This is a genomic window from Steroidobacter sp., assembly GCF_036402275.1.
Lineage (GTDB): Bacteria > Pseudomonadota > Gammaproteobacteria > Steroidobacterales > Steroidobacteraceae > Steroidobacter.
Genome location: NZ_DASWTF010000034.1, coordinates 41780 through 56053, shown reverse-complemented (window position 1 = coordinate 56053; position 14274 = coordinate 41780). Strand labels below are relative to the sequence as shown.

The window sequence follows — 14274 nt, the reverse complement described above, 5'->3', positions numbered from 1 at the left end:
CTGTCACGAGAGCGCCGCCCCGGTGACTATTCCGGCGAGGAATCGAAGGAGGTGTCGGTCGCGACGGTCTCGTTGGGGTCCCCGGCCTCGAACCACACTTCCGGCACTTCGGTGCTGGTGAACTCGAAGCGCGAGTTACCGCTCTGGATGCCGGCCGCGTCGAAGCGGCGTTCCTGGAGAATCGTGCGGCCGGTGCGCTCCACCAGCAACACGCTGGAGCAGCGCGTGCCGTAGCGCTCGTTGACGATGAAGGGCGCGGACACCACGCGCTCCCAATCCTCGGGCAAGCCGGTGGACGGCAGATCCGGTCCCGTCGCTTGCTCGCGGTCGGCGAGCATGGCGAACAGATCTTCCGGCGCGACTTCCGGCTGCGACAACAGTGCATTGAACCGCTCGCGAGTGCGCGCGAGCTTCGGCCACGGCGTGTCGAGCAGGTGGTTGCTCAGTCCATACACGCCGGGCGCTAGCGCAGTCGGCGCGCCGGGGCCGCGGTTGGAGAAGTAGTAAAGGGCTCGGCTACCGCCCACCAGCAGGTTGAACCCCGAATACCGAGGCGCCGCGCCGCGCAGATCGTCCAGGAACTCCTTTGGCGAGGTCGCGCCCGTGAGAAATCGCGGCACCAGCTGCCCGCGCGACGGCGCGTTTTCGATGGGCGCCTGCAGGTCGCGGTAATTGGTGACGATGCCGAAGCGGCCGGAGCGAGCCACGCCCAACCAGGTGCCGCCGGCTTTCAGGTCCCGCCCGCCGAGAATGCGCGGATCGTCCTGCCACCAGTTCAGCGGTGCGGCCGGACGGTCATGAAACTCGTCGCGGTTGCCGGCGAGGATCAGACGATAGCGGGGGTGGTGTTTCCAGGCGAGGACGAGCAGGCACATGACTAGGATTTTAGAGCAGCAGTTCCAACGGTGGATGAACGCTCACTGAAAATGGGCGCATGGGTGGCGCGATCAACGGCGGGGCAGTTGCCACATCCGCACGCCCGGTTCTTCGCGCAACGGTCGGTCGGCGTCCGAGTCGTACCAGTCCTCGACCAGCCGGAAGGAGATCGAATGGGTGATGGGCAGGGCGACCGCTCCGCCGGCGATCTCGGCGCGAGTCCACCAGCGCACATCCTCGAGCTCGTCATCGACTCGCACGATCTCCGTGCTGCTGGCGTGGGCCGTGAACCCCAGCATCAGGGACGAGGGGAACGGCCACGGCTGTGACGAATGGTAGTCCACCACGTCCACTTCCACTCCGGTTTCCTCTCGGACTTCGCGCACGACCGCGTCTTCGAGGCTCTCGCCCGGCTCCACGAAGCCGGCGATGGTCGAATATCGGCCCGGCGGCCAGGCTGCCTGCCGCCCCAGCAGGGCGCGCTCGCCGTCAGTGACCAGTACGATGACGGCCGGATCGATGCGAGGAAACTGCTGCGATCGGCACGCTTCGTTACTGCATCTGAGCACATGGCCGCCGTCGCTCGGTTGCGTCGGTGAGCCACACCGACCGCAGAACCGATGGGTGTCGCGCCAGTGGATCATGGCTCGGGCGTAGGCCAGCAAGCCGGCCTCTTCCGGCGGCAGCGCGCCGGCGATCATGCGCAGGTCCTGGAAATCGATCCCAGGGTCGGTGAGTTGCGGGCGTTCACCCGACAGTCCGACGGCAAAAACGGCTTGGCCGCGAAACTCGCCCAGCAGCACGAGCTCGTTAGGATCGATGCCGGGAAGGGTCTGCGCGCCCGTCACGAAGTGGGCGGTCAACAGTTCGCCTTGGCGGAGGATGGAGCTGCGCGTTTGCCACACGGGCACGAACAGCGTCTCCGGATTGGCCAGCGCGGCCTGCACATGAGCCTCGTCCTTCCGACGGTGCGCGGCGCGTTCGAGATAGGGGCCGGCGAGTATGTTGGGCGAGCGCGGTGGCATTCCCGCAGTTTATCAGTCGTGAGACACCGCGCGGGAATTCGAACATAGGCGCAGTCGGCGTGACTTCTTGCAGCGAGCGCGCATGCGCTTCAGTCTGCAGGTCGGGCAGGTGTGTCGCCATACGTTGAATCGATTCCGCAGGTAGTAGCTGTCGCAGTGTCGGCAACGCGCAGCCTGCAGATCGCCGCTGCGGTTGAGGAGCTGTAACAGAAACCAGGCATGCTCGAACGACAGTGTGGGCGAGTCGAGCAACTGCTGATGTGTTTCGTAAGCATCGCAGAACAGCCGCCCGTACTCGACGGCGCCCACGTGCGCGCGCGGGGTCTTTTTTGCTCCTTGCTCTGCGTGTAGCAGGCCGAAGGCTGCGAACGCGCTCGCCAGGAGCGACGATTCGAACTGCGCGCGAGTGTTACGAATGAAGAATGTCGTTTGGCGCGGTGACTTTCCGCGGCGTCGGCGCACGGGCGACTCGCTCAGCTCGTGTGCGTAGGATCGATAAAGACGACGAATGCGATCGTCGGTGAGGCCGGTGCACTCGCGAATTGTACATGTGCGCGCCTCGTGACGGATCATGCGAAGCGCGAGATCCTGGCGACAGCGCTCGTGACGATAGGAATCGTTCTTGTGATTCATGCGAACTTCCCTGTTCGGTGTGATGGTCCGTTGACTTGTCTGCTGAGGTAGTGTGCTCCGTAATTGACGCCTGCGTAAAGGCGGGACTTTAATCCGGCGCCCTTTCAACATCGCAGGAAGTCGTATGTCACAAAGTCACATGGAAGAGTCTGTCGTGAACACGGATGTTCTCGCGCCGGTGCTCGAGCCGTCGCTGCTCGCGAGCGTTCATCAACTGAATCTGGATTATCTGGAGATGCTCATCGCTGAGCGCGAGACTGCGCACGGAGGCGCGCAGCTACAGCACCTGCCGCCGCGACAACGCGCGGCGCTCGCCGCGTTGTCACCGCGAGCGTTGCGCTCGGTCGCGGCTGTGCCCTACACGCTGTATTCGCTCGGCTTCGAAGATGAGAAGTTCTGGAGCGCGGTGTCGGCGAATGCAACAGCTGCCACGCCCGATTCGTTCATGCATCGATATGCGCGCGTGGGAGACGAGTCGGCGCACTATGTATTCTGCGAGCTGGCGTTGTTCCACGCCTGGCATGTCGCGGCGACGAACACGATGGCTGCGCGCGTGGTCTATGCTATGCCTTACGCCACCGCGCTGCGTTTGGCGCGCACGCCTCTGTGGCAAATCAGGTGTATCGCTGCGAGCTACGGCGTCTTGATGATGCCTCGCTGGCCCACCAATGCAGCCTTCTGGCCCGATCTCATCCGCTTCGCCGGCATGAACGACGCACGCCGTCTACAGATCACCCGCTTGCAAGGCATGCAACTCATCGCGCAGGAACTCGAAGTCGCCTGCGAGCTCAGCCGCCGCGACCCTCGCCTCTCCCCCACCCTAGCCTCCCCTCGCCTCCGCGCACGGAAGCTCCAAATGTCCCCCCGCGTGATGTCCACCAATGTTAATTCTGTGCATGTCCATGAACCCAAGCCAAAGTAGTCACGCGCAAATGTAACTTCGCCAAACCGTCCGCGATACGCCTTAAGTGGATGTCGCGGACGTTATGTCGTCGCTGCAGACGTGCAAGCTAGCCGTCGTTGGCTTTGGCAAGGCTTGGTCGCCCACAGCTGCGGTCCGAGCGACCCTTCGTGAACCATTCGTTGATGGAGAGATTATGCGGCTCTAACTTCGTCAAGCAGTTCGGGGTGGCGATCGAGGACCTTGAGCAACTTGATGAGAGCCAGTGGCGGTTTGGTCTTGCCGTTTTCGTAACGCGAGAACGCGTTGATGCCACCGCCGAAGATTTCGGCAGCCTCACGTTGATCGAGCGCGAGCTTCTTACGCACGTTTGCGATGAAGGAGGGATCGACGATGCTGGCGTTGATTTGTCGATTGAGCGTCAGCATGGCTGCGCTCACGCGTTCCGACTCGGCCGCATCGAGAATGCTTTCGCCACAGGCGGGGCAGTAGTCACCGGTCACCGCGGGAATAGTGATGGATTCGCCCTTATAGGTGTACGGCAGATCGCGCGTATCTCGCGCCAGCTCCGCACGCGCGCAGATGGGACATTTCACGATCACAGCTCCAATGAGGCGTCCATTTCTCCATTTGCAAATTAACCTACTTGGTTATCATTTAGCAAGTTGGTTAGCCCACAGACCCCCTGGGCACTTCCGGCGCTCGGGAATCGACTTCTGATCGCTGGCTTCCCTCGCGACCAGGTTGCATCCACGCGAGGCGCAATAAACGCCGAATAATTGGGCCCTAGGCGGAAGTCGCGGACGTTATGTCAGCGCGGTTCGCGAGGGCGCAGGGAGCTGGCGCGGGAGACGGCGGAGTTGCCGAATTTGGCGCGGATGTCGTCGAGGGCGGCGTCGAGGTGTTGGTTGCGTTTGGATTCGGGGATGGAGAACAGGTCGAGCTGGGGTTGGGCGGTGAGGTCGCCGGCGCCGACGCCGAGGAGGCGGATGGGGGTGCGCGGTTGAGCGGTGAGCCACTCGTCGAGGAGCTTGGCGGCTGCGGCGGCGAGGGGCCGCGTCTCCTGGGTGGCGGGGCGGACCGCGCATTGGCGGGTGTATGTTTTGAAATCGTGACGGCGGATCTTCACCGTCACGCGCTCTGATAACCAGCCCTGCGCGCGCAGGCGAGCGGCCGTGCGATCGGCGAGCTCAGCGAGCTCGGCGTGTAGTTTCGAGGGATCGACAATGTCCTTGTCGAAAGTGGTTTCCGAGGAGATTTGTTTCTCGTCGTAATCCGGAATCACCGGCCGATCGTCTTCGCCAGCCGCGCGAGCTTTGATCTGTGACACGTACTTGCCAAAGACCGAGCGCAGCGACGCCTCGGGCGCGAGTCGCAAATCACGCAAAGTGACGATGCCGAGTCGCTCGAGATGAGGCGCAGTCTTGTTACCGATGCCGAACAAACGTCGGATCGGGAGCGGGTCGAGTATCGCGGTCACCTGTTCGGGCGGGACCACCACCAATCCATCCGGCTTGCGCAGATCCGAGGCGATCTTCGCAACCAGCTTGTTGGGCGCGACACCGACTGACGCCGTCAGCTGAGTCTGCTGTGCGATCAGTTGTTTGATCTGCTTCGCGATGGACTCCGCGGAGCCGAGAGCTCGCTCGCTCTGAGTAACGTCCAGGAAGGCTTCATCGAGCGACAGCCCCTGCACCAGCGGCGTGAAGCGATGAAAGATTTCGAAGACGGTGTTGGAAACCGCTTTGTACTGCTCGAAGCGCGGCTTCACGCACACCGCGTGCGGACAGCGCCGCAAGGCTTCGCGCATCGGCATGGCCGAATGAACGCCGTACTTGCGTACTTCGTAGGAGGCGGCCGCGACGACACCGCGTCCGCCGAGGCCGCCCACGATCACAGGTTTGCCGCGTAACTCGGGATTGTCGCGCATCTCCACGGACGCGTAGAACGCGTCCATGTCCACATGCAGGATAGATCGCGTCACTTCACCGTGATCGTGATTTTCTTCGACGCCACCACCGGATCGTGCGGGATGTGGCCGAAGTCACCGAGCAACAGCTGCAACGTGTGCTTGCCGGGCTTCAGATCGAGAGTCGTTTCGGTCTGGCCCTTGCCGAAGTGCACGTGCTGCGCGTCCGTCGGAATGGGCGCTCCGACCGGCGGCAGATCCGCGTCGATGATGAGGTGATGATGACCCGTGTTGTCGAACGTGATGCCGGCCGGGGCGATGCCCATGCCCTTCAGGCCGAACTTCACTGTCACGGGGCCGCTGACCGTGGCGCCATCCGCGGGCGCAATGAAATAAACCTCCGCGCCCGCCGGTGAGGGCGTCCGCTGCGCATCGGCCATCGCCATGCCGGCCAGGCCGACGCCCGCGCCGAGCGAAAGAACGGCCGCGGCGAGCGCGATTCTAGCCTTGACTTGGTGTTTCATTCTTAAAGGACTCCGATGGAATGAGCGTTGACGGGTACGCTCCAGGTTCGCGTCAACCGGCGGGTCGGATGATTAAATCCGACGCGAACCGAGCGTACAGGGGAGGTGTACGCTAATAATGTACTCGCGCGGAGATGTCGGTGGAAGCACCGAGGACGAGGTGATGCCCACGTCGCTGAAAGGCCGCCTTCTCCGGGTAGTGATGGCGCCGAACATCGCTACTGCCATGATGTCCAGGACGAAGATCGACAGCCCGGCGATAGAGGCCCAGAAAAGCAGACGAGCAATCGTCGCGTGAGGCCGAATGAATCTCGACAGGACAAAGCAGAATAGCGGAGCGCCCACAACGCCACCGACTATCCACATACCAATCGCGAGGCTTTCCATCTAGACGGCTCCAGCAGCTAAAACGCAGCCGCTGTACCGCGAGCAAAAGCGACTCGCTTTTGCGAGTCGGGCGCGCAACGCGCGCGCACTCCAGCCGGCTGTCAGGTGCTCGTGACATTCTTTTCCACAAACATTTCGACGAACTGCATCTCCTCTAGCATGCAGACGGCCTAAGTGACGTAATCCAATCAGGCAAAGGCCGAACTAGCATACATTTCTTTCCATGGATTCGCCCCGGTATGCCCTGCGGCGGCTGATCGAATCTTTCAGATGTGTCGAAAGATTCACAGCAACGCGTTGCAGATGACGCGCGAGACGCACCGGCCGAAACCAGAATTTTGATGTTCCCGTGCATAGTGCACTTGGCTTGAAGCTTGGAAGCCCCGATGATCGCTGACAAGGCCATGCACGAGGAGCAACATGACCGAAGAAGCGTACGAGATCCTACGGAAAAAAGGTTTCGCCCTGGCGGGTGGCTTGCGCGATTTGAGTCAGCGGGCCTGCGTTTACCATCATATGTATGAGGACTCCGGGAAGCGAAATGTTTTCCCGCTGCTCGCCGCACATGGAGCGCTATGGGCTTCTGGATATTTCAAAAAGGGAATGTTGGGTGGCAAGATTTTATCCCTTCAATACTTGCCGACCCCTTGGCTCATAAAACCGCGTTTGGACTCACTGTCGGAATTCGCGGATAAGTTCAGGGACATCAACCGCAGGGTTTGCGCTGAGTCTTACGCGCTGTATTGCTACACGAGAGATCACGAAGAAAATGACTTCATAAAGTCCGTCATTGGCGATGACTTTGCAAAGGTTCTATATGAGTGCCATAGATCGAACGATCTCGGCGGTCAGTTCAGCCAGGAGCGCAGGGAGGAGCTCTTTCATCAGTTCTTCCGCTGGGAGCAAGAGAACATAGTTGCTCCATCCGTGGCGGATGCTTACGCGACGTTCCATTGGACAGCGGTGAAATATCTGGCGCTTCGCCCTACGATCGAATTCTCATTCTTTGGCAAGGACTACGCCCTGCCATTCGAAGACTTTTCCTCGAAAGAGGAGCGCGTGGAAAAGGGTGTTATGGCGTACCGGCGTGCTGAGGATGTCGGCCTGGCACAAGTTGAACAGGCATTGCGCCACTACAAAATCATGCCTGCAGCGTTCTTCCATGACCCTGGAGCACATTACCAGGCTATCGAACGAGCGTGCACGCAGCCTGACCAGTCGCAGCAGGCGCGACGACCCAGACGGGCCGCGGCCTGAGCTCAAGCTGACTTTACGCGTTGCTGACCCGCACCGGCCGCAACTCCACCGGCTGCTGACTCGCGGCCAGATCTTCCGTATCGAAGTCGTCGACGTTGATGATGTCCATCACGCGACGGTCATAGTCGCGCAACATCGCGGCTTCGGTCTCGGACAGGATGCCCGCGGCCAGCGCTTGCTGGATTTGCCCCGGCAGATCGAGCGCCGTGACTTTCCCAGTCTTCACGCCCTCGACACGGATGCGCTTCTCCAGCGGCTCCGCCGTCTCGGCCAACACCATTGCCTCGTGCAGCAGGCCGAGCGGATTGGTCGGCTCGACTGTGCGATACACGCCATCGGTGAGACGGTCGCGCGTGACGGTCGGATGCAGGATCTGCCCGACCACGTCGTGACTGAGCGGATCCGACGGCGCGTGATACGTCTGGCCGCGCGGAAAAATGAAGATCCGCATGAAGCCCGCGATAAAGCGATTCGGGAAGTTGCGAAGGAAGCTGTGCAGCTGCTCCTGAGCTTTATAAAGCAAGTTACGGCAAGCCCATTCCACCAGCGGCAGATCCGCTTCCTGCCGTCCCTGGTTCTCGTAGTGCTTCAGCACCATCGACGCCAGATACATGCACGACAGCACGTCGGCGAGGCGCGCCGACAGGCTTTCTTTCTTTTTCAGATAGCCGCCGAGCGTCAGCATGGCCACATCGGTGGCGAAGGCGAACGAGGCGCTGAACCGGTTGATGTGCTGATAGAAGCGCTGAGTCGCGCCCGTGTCGGGCACGCGAGAGAAGCGGGCCAGCGTCATCGCCATCACCAGCGAACGTACGGCGTTGCTGATCGTGAATCCGATGTGCCCGAACAGCGCGGCATCGAACTCGATCAGACCTTTCCGTTTGTCCTTCTCGCGCGCGGCATTCATCTCACGCAGGACGAACGGGTGACAACGAATCGCACCCTGGCCGAAGATGATCAAACTGCGCGTCAGCAGGTTCGCGCCTTCGACAGTGATGGCCACCGGCACCAGCTGGTAACCACGGCCGAGATAATTCTTCGGCCCGAGGCAGATGCCCTTGCCGCCGTGAATATCCATCGCGTCGTTCGCGATCATGCGGCCGTATTCGGTGAGGTGATACTTCAGCATCGCTGAAGGCACCGACGGTTTCTCGCCACCGTCGATCGCGCCAGCGGTGACGGAGCGGGCCGCGTCCATGATGTATGTAGTGCCGGTCATGCGAGCCAGTACTTCCATCACGCCTTCGAACTGGCCGACCGGCACGTTGAACTGCCGGCGAATACGCGAGTAGGCGCCAGTCGCGAACACGGCAGCCTTCGCGGCGCCCGTGGCGCTCGACGGCAGAGAAATGCAACGACCGACCGACAGCTGCTCGACCAGCATGCGCCAACCCTGGCCAGCCATCTTCATCCCGCCGATCAGGAAATCGAGCGGCACGAACACATCCTTGCCCTGGATGGGGCCGTTCTGGAACGGCGCGTTCATCGGAAAGTGACGACGACCGATGGTGATGCCAGGCGTGTGGCGCGGGATCAGTGCGCAGGTAATGCCGTAGTCGGTCTTGTCGCCGCCCAGCAGCTTGTCGGGATCGAACAGCTTGAACGCGAGACCGATGACGGTCGCGATCGGCGCGAGCGTAATGTAACGCTTACTGAAGTTCAGCTTCACACCGAGGATCTCGCGACCTTCGAACATGCCTTTGCAGACGACGCCGAAGTCCGGAATGGAGGCCGCATCGGAACCAGCGCGCGGACCTGTCAAAGCGAAGCAGGGAACCTCTTCGCCTCGCGCGAGGCGTGGCAAGTAGTAATCACGCTGTTCCTGCGTGCCGTAGTGGAGCAGCAGTTCGCCTGGGCCGAGCGAGTTCGGCACGGCCACCGTCGAAGCGACTACGCCCGAGCGGCTCGATAGCTTCACCAACACGCACGAGTGCGCGTACGCGGAGAACTCCAGGCCGCCATATTTCTTCGGGATGATCATCGCGAAGAATCCCTTGCTCTTCACGTACTCCCAGATGTGCGGCGGCAGATCGGCGCGACGGTGCGTGATGTCCCAGTCGTCGATCATGCGGCACAGCTCTTCGCACGGACCGTCCAGGAAGGCTTGTTCTTCGGCGGTGAGCTTGGGAGCCGCGGCGGACAGCAACTTCTCCCAATCGGGGCCGCCCGTGAACAACTCGCCGTCCCACCACACGGTGCCGGCTTCGAGCGCGTCCTTTTCAGTTTGTGACATCGACGGCAACATGCGTCGATAGGTGCGCAGGAACGGTCGCGAGATGAAACGGATTCGCAGCGCGTCGATGTTCAAGAACACCAGCACCGCGAGAATCGTCCATAGCACGATCAACCACGCCGTCGAACCTGCGCCGAACAATCCGTAGGCCAGCAAGCCGCCGCCGTACACCAGCGTCGTCGTCAGCAAGGAGGCGCGGTTATAGGCCAACGTCAGCACGCCGAGCACGAACAAGAGAAACCAGATCAAGCTGCTCACGACATGAACCTCTGTGAAAAGCTCTGCGAGGCACGCCAGAAGAAGGGCAACGTTTCGGTCGGAATGTCCGACAATGCGGGCGTGGCGTGTCCGTCGCGCGGTGCCGACGACAGTAGCCTGCGCCGAGCATGACAGCAAGTCGGGCGTGGCGAAAAAACAAACGGCGAGCGCATCGTAGGTGACGCGCTCGCCGTTGGCTGGTACGAATCAGTCAGAAGTTGCGTGCTTCCGACGAGACAATGAGGATCCGATCAGATCAGTTCCTTCACGCCGTCCTTCTCTTCCAGCAGTTCCTTGTGAGTCGCATCCATGCGCTGGCGGCTGAACTCGTTGACCGACAGGCCTTGCACGATCTGATAGTCGCCGTTCTTGCAGGTCACCGGATAGCCATAGATGACGCCTTCGGGAATGCCATAGCTGCCATCCGACGGCACGGCCATGCTGACCCAGTCGCCGTCCGGCGTGCCCAGCACCCAGTCGCGGACGTGATCGATCGCGGCCGAGGCGGCCGAAGCAGCCGACGACTGGCCGCGCGCCTTGATGATTGCCGCGCCGCGCTGTTGCACGACTGGAATGAACGTTTCGGCGTACCACTTCTGATCGACCAGCGACAGCGCCGGCTTGCCGTCGACCACTGCCTGATGCAGATCGGGATACTGAGTGGCCGAGTGATTGCCCCAGATGATGGCCTTCTTGATCTCCGTGCTGTGCGAGCCGGTCTTCTCGGCGAGCTGCGACAGCGCGCGGTTGTGATCGAGGCGGACCATCGCGGTGAAATTGCGGGGATTCAGGCCGGGCGCGTTGCGCTGAGCGATCAGTGCGTTGGTGTTGGCCGGATTGCCGACGACCAGCACGCGAACGTTGCGATTGGCGACGGCGTCGAGCGCCTTGCCCTGCGCCGAGAAGATCTGCGCATTCGCGAGCAGCAGGTCCTTACGCTCCATGCCGGGGCCGCGCGGCCGCGCACCGACCAGCAACGCCACGTCACAATCCTTGAATGCGACTTTGGCGTCATCGGTGGCGACGATCTTGTTGAGCGTCGGGAAGGCGCAGTCGTTGAGCTCCATCACCACGCCCTGCAGGGCGTTCAGCGCCGGCGTGATTTCCAGCAGATGCAGATTGATGGGCTGATCGGGGCCGAGCATGGCGCCGGAGGCGACACGGAAGGCGAGGGCATAGCCGATCTGGCCGGCCGCGCCGGTGATGGCAACATTGACGGGCTTTTTCATGGACCGCAGCTCCAAGGTACGACGACTGCATCAGGGGGCGCGAATTCTAGCGTTTTCGCCGCCGTTAGACGCGGCAGGCGGCTTTATCTTCCGGTGAACGCTGCCTTCGTAGTGCGCGTCGGCAGCTCCCTGTCGTTTGGGATGCAATGACAAATAATTGAATGATCTGAGGAAATTTCCGTGCTCCGGGTTGTGCTCACCGGCCGGGGCGACTATGGTGGTCCCGACACGTCGCGGGCCGGCGCGCCACGACAACGCTGGCCATGCTGAAACTTTCTTGTTCAGCGCGACGTTAGGACACGTTGTAGCCAAACCATAAGCCGCAGATTTCTGCAGGTGCCACACGAGTACATGGACTAGATGACACGACTTGTCTGCGTTTCCAACCGAATCTCCCTGCCACGCAAATCGGCTGCGCCCGGTGGGTTGGCGGTAGGTATTCTCAGCGCGCTGAAGCGCACCGGCGGCCTCTGGTTCGGGTGGGGCGGCGAGACCAGTGAGGGCGAACCGGGCGAACCCGACATCCACATTCGCGAAGGCGTGACCTACGCCACCATCGAGCTGCGCAAGAGCGAGTTCGAGCTTTATTACAACGGCTACTCGAACGACGTGCTGTGGCCGTTGTTTCATTATTTCTCCAAGGGCATGCGCTACTCGAACGAGCAGCGCGAGGCCTACGAGAACGTCAATCGCATTTTCGCACAGCGGTTGCTGCCGCTGTTGCAGCCTCGCGATCTGGTCTGGGTGCATGACTATCATTTGATTCCGCTCGGCCGGCGGTTGCGGGAGCTGGGCGTGCAACAGCCGCTCGGTTTCTTCCTGCACATTCCGTTTCCAAACATCGAAATGCTTCGCGTGCTGCCGTGCTACGCGGAGCTGCTGCGCGATCTCACCAGTTACGACGTCGTCGGGTTTCAGACGCAGAACGATCTGCGCTCGTTTCATAGCGGCATCGAGCATTTGTTCGGCGCCGAAGCGGTCCGCGCCGACGGTCGCATTCGGATCGGCGATCGTTTGATCCGCGCCGAAGTGTTTCCTATCGGCATCGATGTCTCGGCGGTCGAGGCCGAGGCCATCGACGCCAGCACCACCGAAGTCGTACGCCGCATGACCGACAGCCTGATGGGCCGCTCGTTGATGATGGGCGTGGATCGTCTCGATTACAGCAAGGGATTGGTGGAACGTTTCTCGGCGTACCAGCAGTTCCTGGAGACGCATCCGGAGAATCTCGGTCGGATTACCTATCTTCAGATCGCCCCGTTGTCGCGTACCGACGTACGCGCCTACGCGGAGATCAGGCAAGCATTGGAGCAGGCGGCTGGCCGGACCAATGGCCGCTTCGCCGATACGGATTGGACGCCGATTCGCTATTTGAATCGCAACTTCCCGCACGCCACGCTGATGGGCTTTCTGCGCGCGGCCAAAGCCGGATTAGTGACGCCGTTGCGCGATGGCATGAATCTGGTGGCGAAGGAATTCGTGGCGGCTCAGGATCCCGGGGATCCAGGCGTGCTGATCCTTTCCAATCTCGCCGGCGCCGCGCGTGAGTTGTCGGCGGCGTTACTCGTGAATCCCTATGACGTTCGCGGCGTCAGCCATGCAATGCAGGCCGCGCTGTCCATGCCACTCAACGAGCGGCGCGAGCGTCACGCCGACATGATGAAAGTGCTCCGTCGCAACGACATCGCCGCGTGGACGCGGCGATTCATGGAAGCTCTCGAGCAGGCGCAAGTCGGCGATAGCCGCGTGCGAGCCATCGGCAGCGTCAAGCAGACCGCCGTTTAGTCAGGCGTTTTTTGGCGGCGGCGCGCTCTGTTCGCCGTTGCTCACCAACGTGGAGCGCACGGGCTGCTGGTCCACGTAGTACACCCGCTGCGGCGTCGAGAACACGATGCGTTCTTTGTTGAACCACTCGACCAGTCGCAGGTTGATGTCCTGCAGGATGTCCATGTGCTTCGCGTAGTCGTTCGTGAGCACGATGTACACGGCTTCGAAATCGAACGACGACGGGCCGATCTTGGCGAAGTGCGAGCGGTCGAACCGGATGGGCTCGTGCGATTCGATCAGCTCGCGCAGCTTGGCGGCGATCAGCTGCAGCTTGTCCACCGGCGTCTGCTGATCGACGCTGATATTGATCACCACGCGACGCTGCTGCAGGCGTGAGTGATTGCGCACGCGGCTGCTCAGCAGGTTGGCGTTCGGCATGATGATCTGCTCGCCGCTCAAGCTGCGCAGGCGAGTGCTCTTCACGCCGATGTATTCCACCGTGCCGTTGAAATCGTCGACCTGCAGCGCGTCGCCGACCACGAACGGCCGGTCGAGCGTGATGGACAGCGAGGCGAACAAGTCGCCGAGGATGTTCTGAGCCGCCAGCGCCACGGCGATACCGCCGATACCCAGACCGGCCAGCAGCGGTTTGATCTGAATGCCCAGGTTATCCAGGGTCAACAGCAGGACGAACGACCAGATGGTGGCGCGCGCGAGGAAGCCGATGATGCCCAACGAGCTGGCGGCGGCTGCGTCGGTTGCGAGCGTCGCGCGTTGCTTGCGCGCCAGGGCGGCCACGACGGCCACAGTCGCCCACAGGCCGATCTGCCAGAACACCGCGATCGTGAAAATGGTCAGCAGTGCTTTGCTGGCCGCGGCTGGCAACTTGAGCCATTGCGAGCCGATGAACAGCGATGCGATCAGCAGGAACAGCACCGCTGTGCGGCTGGCGACTCGCAGCGGCAGCTCCAGGAACTCGGTTTCAGGTGTCGCCGCCATTTTCTGGTAGCGGGAGCTGACGGCGCGGCGAATCAGCAGCAGAAGGAAGAACGCGCCCACGGCGACGCCGGCGGCCACGGCCAGCTGCCACAGCGTGTTGCCCATGTAAGTGGCATCCACCAATTGCTCGACCTCGTTCATCAGCGACCCGACTGGACAGTAAGGATCGCGCAGGATATCGCGATGTGCCCCGAGCCTGAAGGCTTGCACGGGACTTGACCGGAAGACCCACCCCCTGACCCCCTCCCGTGTACTGTACAGACCGGAGACATGGGT

Annotated in this window: 12 protein-coding genes; 3 read left to right on the top strand and 9 right to left on the bottom strand. The window is 61.8% G+C overall.

Annotated features, from left to right (window positions below; translation table 11 throughout):
- Positions 1–26 precede the first annotated feature (26 nt).
- The 3 genes from VGD45_RS18120 to VGD45_RS18110 all read right to left on the bottom strand — a co-directional run bounded on the left by VGD45_RS18120 (position 27) and on the right by VGD45_RS18110 (position 2534).
- Complete coding sequence (locus VGD45_RS18120) at positions 27–875, bottom strand: NRDE family protein (protein ID WP_331156747.1); 849 nt, start codon at positions 873–875, stop codon at positions 27–29.
- Between the two features lie 72 nt (positions 876–947).
- On the bottom strand, positions 948–1901 hold the full coding sequence (gene nudC / locus VGD45_RS18115) for an NAD(+) diphosphatase (protein ID WP_331156746.1): 954 nt from the start codon (positions 1899–1901) through the stop codon (positions 948–950).
- A gap of 12 nt (positions 1902–1913) precedes the next feature.
- On the bottom strand, positions 1914–2534 hold the full coding sequence (locus VGD45_RS18110) for a FlhC family transcriptional regulator (RefSeq protein ID WP_331156745.1): 621 nt from the start codon (positions 2532–2534) through the stop codon (positions 1914–1916).
- Between the two features lie 124 nt (positions 2535–2658).
- Between VGD45_RS18110 and VGD45_RS18105 the strand changes: the two genes are divergently transcribed.
- Positions 2659–3456: a hypothetical protein gene (locus VGD45_RS18105; RefSeq protein ID WP_331156744.1), complete on the top strand. Its 798-nt coding sequence runs from the start codon at positions 2659–2661 to the stop codon at positions 3454–3456.
- A 173-nt stretch (positions 3457–3629) separates the two neighbouring features.
- Here VGD45_RS18105 and VGD45_RS18100 read toward each other — a convergent pair whose 3' ends face one another.
- From VGD45_RS18100 to VGD45_RS18090, 3 genes are all read right to left on the bottom strand, one after another.
- Complete coding sequence (locus VGD45_RS18100; RefSeq protein ID WP_331156743.1) at positions 3630–4031, bottom strand: type II toxin-antitoxin system MqsA family antitoxin; 402 nt, start codon at positions 4029–4031, stop codon at positions 3630–3632.
- Positions 4032–4246: 215 nt separating this feature from the next.
- The gene (locus tag VGD45_RS18095) at positions 4247–5419 is read right to left on the bottom strand and encodes a DNA polymerase IV (RefSeq protein ID WP_331156742.1); all 1173 of its coding nucleotides are present in this window, start codon (positions 5417–5419) and stop codon (positions 4247–4249) included.
- Positions 5416–5868: a DUF4399 domain-containing protein gene (locus tag VGD45_RS18090; protein WP_331156741.1), complete on the bottom strand. Its 453-nt coding sequence runs from the start codon at positions 5866–5868 to the stop codon at positions 5416–5418. Before VGD45_RS18090 ends, VGD45_RS18095 begins: the two co-directional genes overlap by 4 nt.
- 807 nt (positions 5869–6675) lie before the next feature.
- Between VGD45_RS18090 and VGD45_RS18085 the strand changes: the two genes are divergently transcribed.
- Positions 6676–7512: a hypothetical protein gene (locus VGD45_RS18085; RefSeq protein ID WP_331156740.1), complete on the top strand. Its 837-nt coding sequence runs from the start codon at positions 6676–6678 to the stop codon at positions 7510–7512.
- A 13-nt stretch (positions 7513–7525) separates the two neighbouring features.
- Here the strand turns inward: VGD45_RS18085 and VGD45_RS18080 are convergent, their stop codons facing one another.
- Together VGD45_RS18080 and VGD45_RS18075 are read right to left on the bottom strand one after the other, a co-directional pair.
- A complete protein-coding gene (locus VGD45_RS18080; RefSeq protein ID WP_331156739.1) occupies positions 7526–10003 on the bottom strand; it encodes an acyl-CoA dehydrogenase in 2478 nt (825 codons plus the stop codon).
- Positions 10004–10254: 251 nt separating this feature from the next.
- Positions 10255–11232, bottom strand: coding sequence for a malate dehydrogenase (locus VGD45_RS18075; protein WP_331156738.1), 978 nt, complete (start codon positions 11230–11232; stop codon positions 10255–10257).
- A gap of 360 nt (positions 11233–11592) precedes the next feature.
- On the opposite strand from VGD45_RS18075, the gene VGD45_RS18070 reads away from it, so the two are divergent.
- Positions 11593–13017, top strand: a complete 1425-nt coding sequence (locus VGD45_RS18070; RefSeq protein WP_331156737.1) for an alpha,alpha-trehalose-phosphate synthase (UDP-forming) — start codon at positions 11593–11595, stop codon at positions 13015–13017.
- Here the strand turns inward: VGD45_RS18070 and VGD45_RS18065 are convergent, their stop codons facing one another.
- Complete coding sequence (locus VGD45_RS18065; protein ID WP_331156736.1) at positions 13018–14139, bottom strand: mechanosensitive ion channel family protein; 1122 nt, start codon at positions 14137–14139, stop codon at positions 13018–13020. It lies immediately after the preceding gene.
- Positions 14140–14274: the final 135 nt, after the last annotated feature.

Excerpts from the sequence above, each read along its gene's own strand:
- VGD45_RS18105 (WP_331156744.1), top strand. The coding sequence starts at position 2,659 with ATGTCACAAAGTCACATGGAAGAGTCTGTCGTGAACACGGATGTTCTC.
- VGD45_RS18075 (WP_331156738.1), bottom strand. The coding sequence starts at position 11,232 with ATGAAAAAGCCCGTCAATGTTGCCATCACCGGCGCGGCCGGCCAGATC.
- VGD45_RS18085 (WP_331156740.1), top strand. The coding sequence starts at position 6,676 with ATGACCGAAGAAGCGTACGAGATCCTACGGAAAAAAGGTTTCGCCCTG.
- VGD45_RS18065 (WP_331156736.1), bottom strand. The coding sequence starts at position 14,139 with ATGAACGAGGTCGAGCAATTGGTGGATGCCACTTACATGGGCAACACG.
- VGD45_RS18110 (WP_331156745.1), bottom strand. The coding sequence starts at position 2,534 with ATGAATCACAAGAACGATTCCTATCGTCACGAGCGCTGTCGCCAGGAT.
- VGD45_RS18120 (WP_331156747.1), bottom strand. The coding sequence starts at position 875 with ATGTGCCTGCTCGTCCTCGCCTGGAAACACCACCCCCGCTATCGTCTG.
- nudC (WP_331156746.1), bottom strand. The coding sequence starts at position 1,901 with ATGCCACCGCGCTCGCCCAACATACTCGCCGGCCCCTATCTCGAACGC.
- VGD45_RS18070 (WP_331156737.1), top strand. The coding sequence starts at position 11,593 with ATGACACGACTTGTCTGCGTTTCCAACCGAATCTCCCTGCCACGCAAA.
- VGD45_RS18090 (WP_331156741.1), bottom strand. The coding sequence starts at position 5,868 with ATGAAACACCAAGTCAAGGCTAGAATCGCGCTCGCCGCGGCCGTTCTT.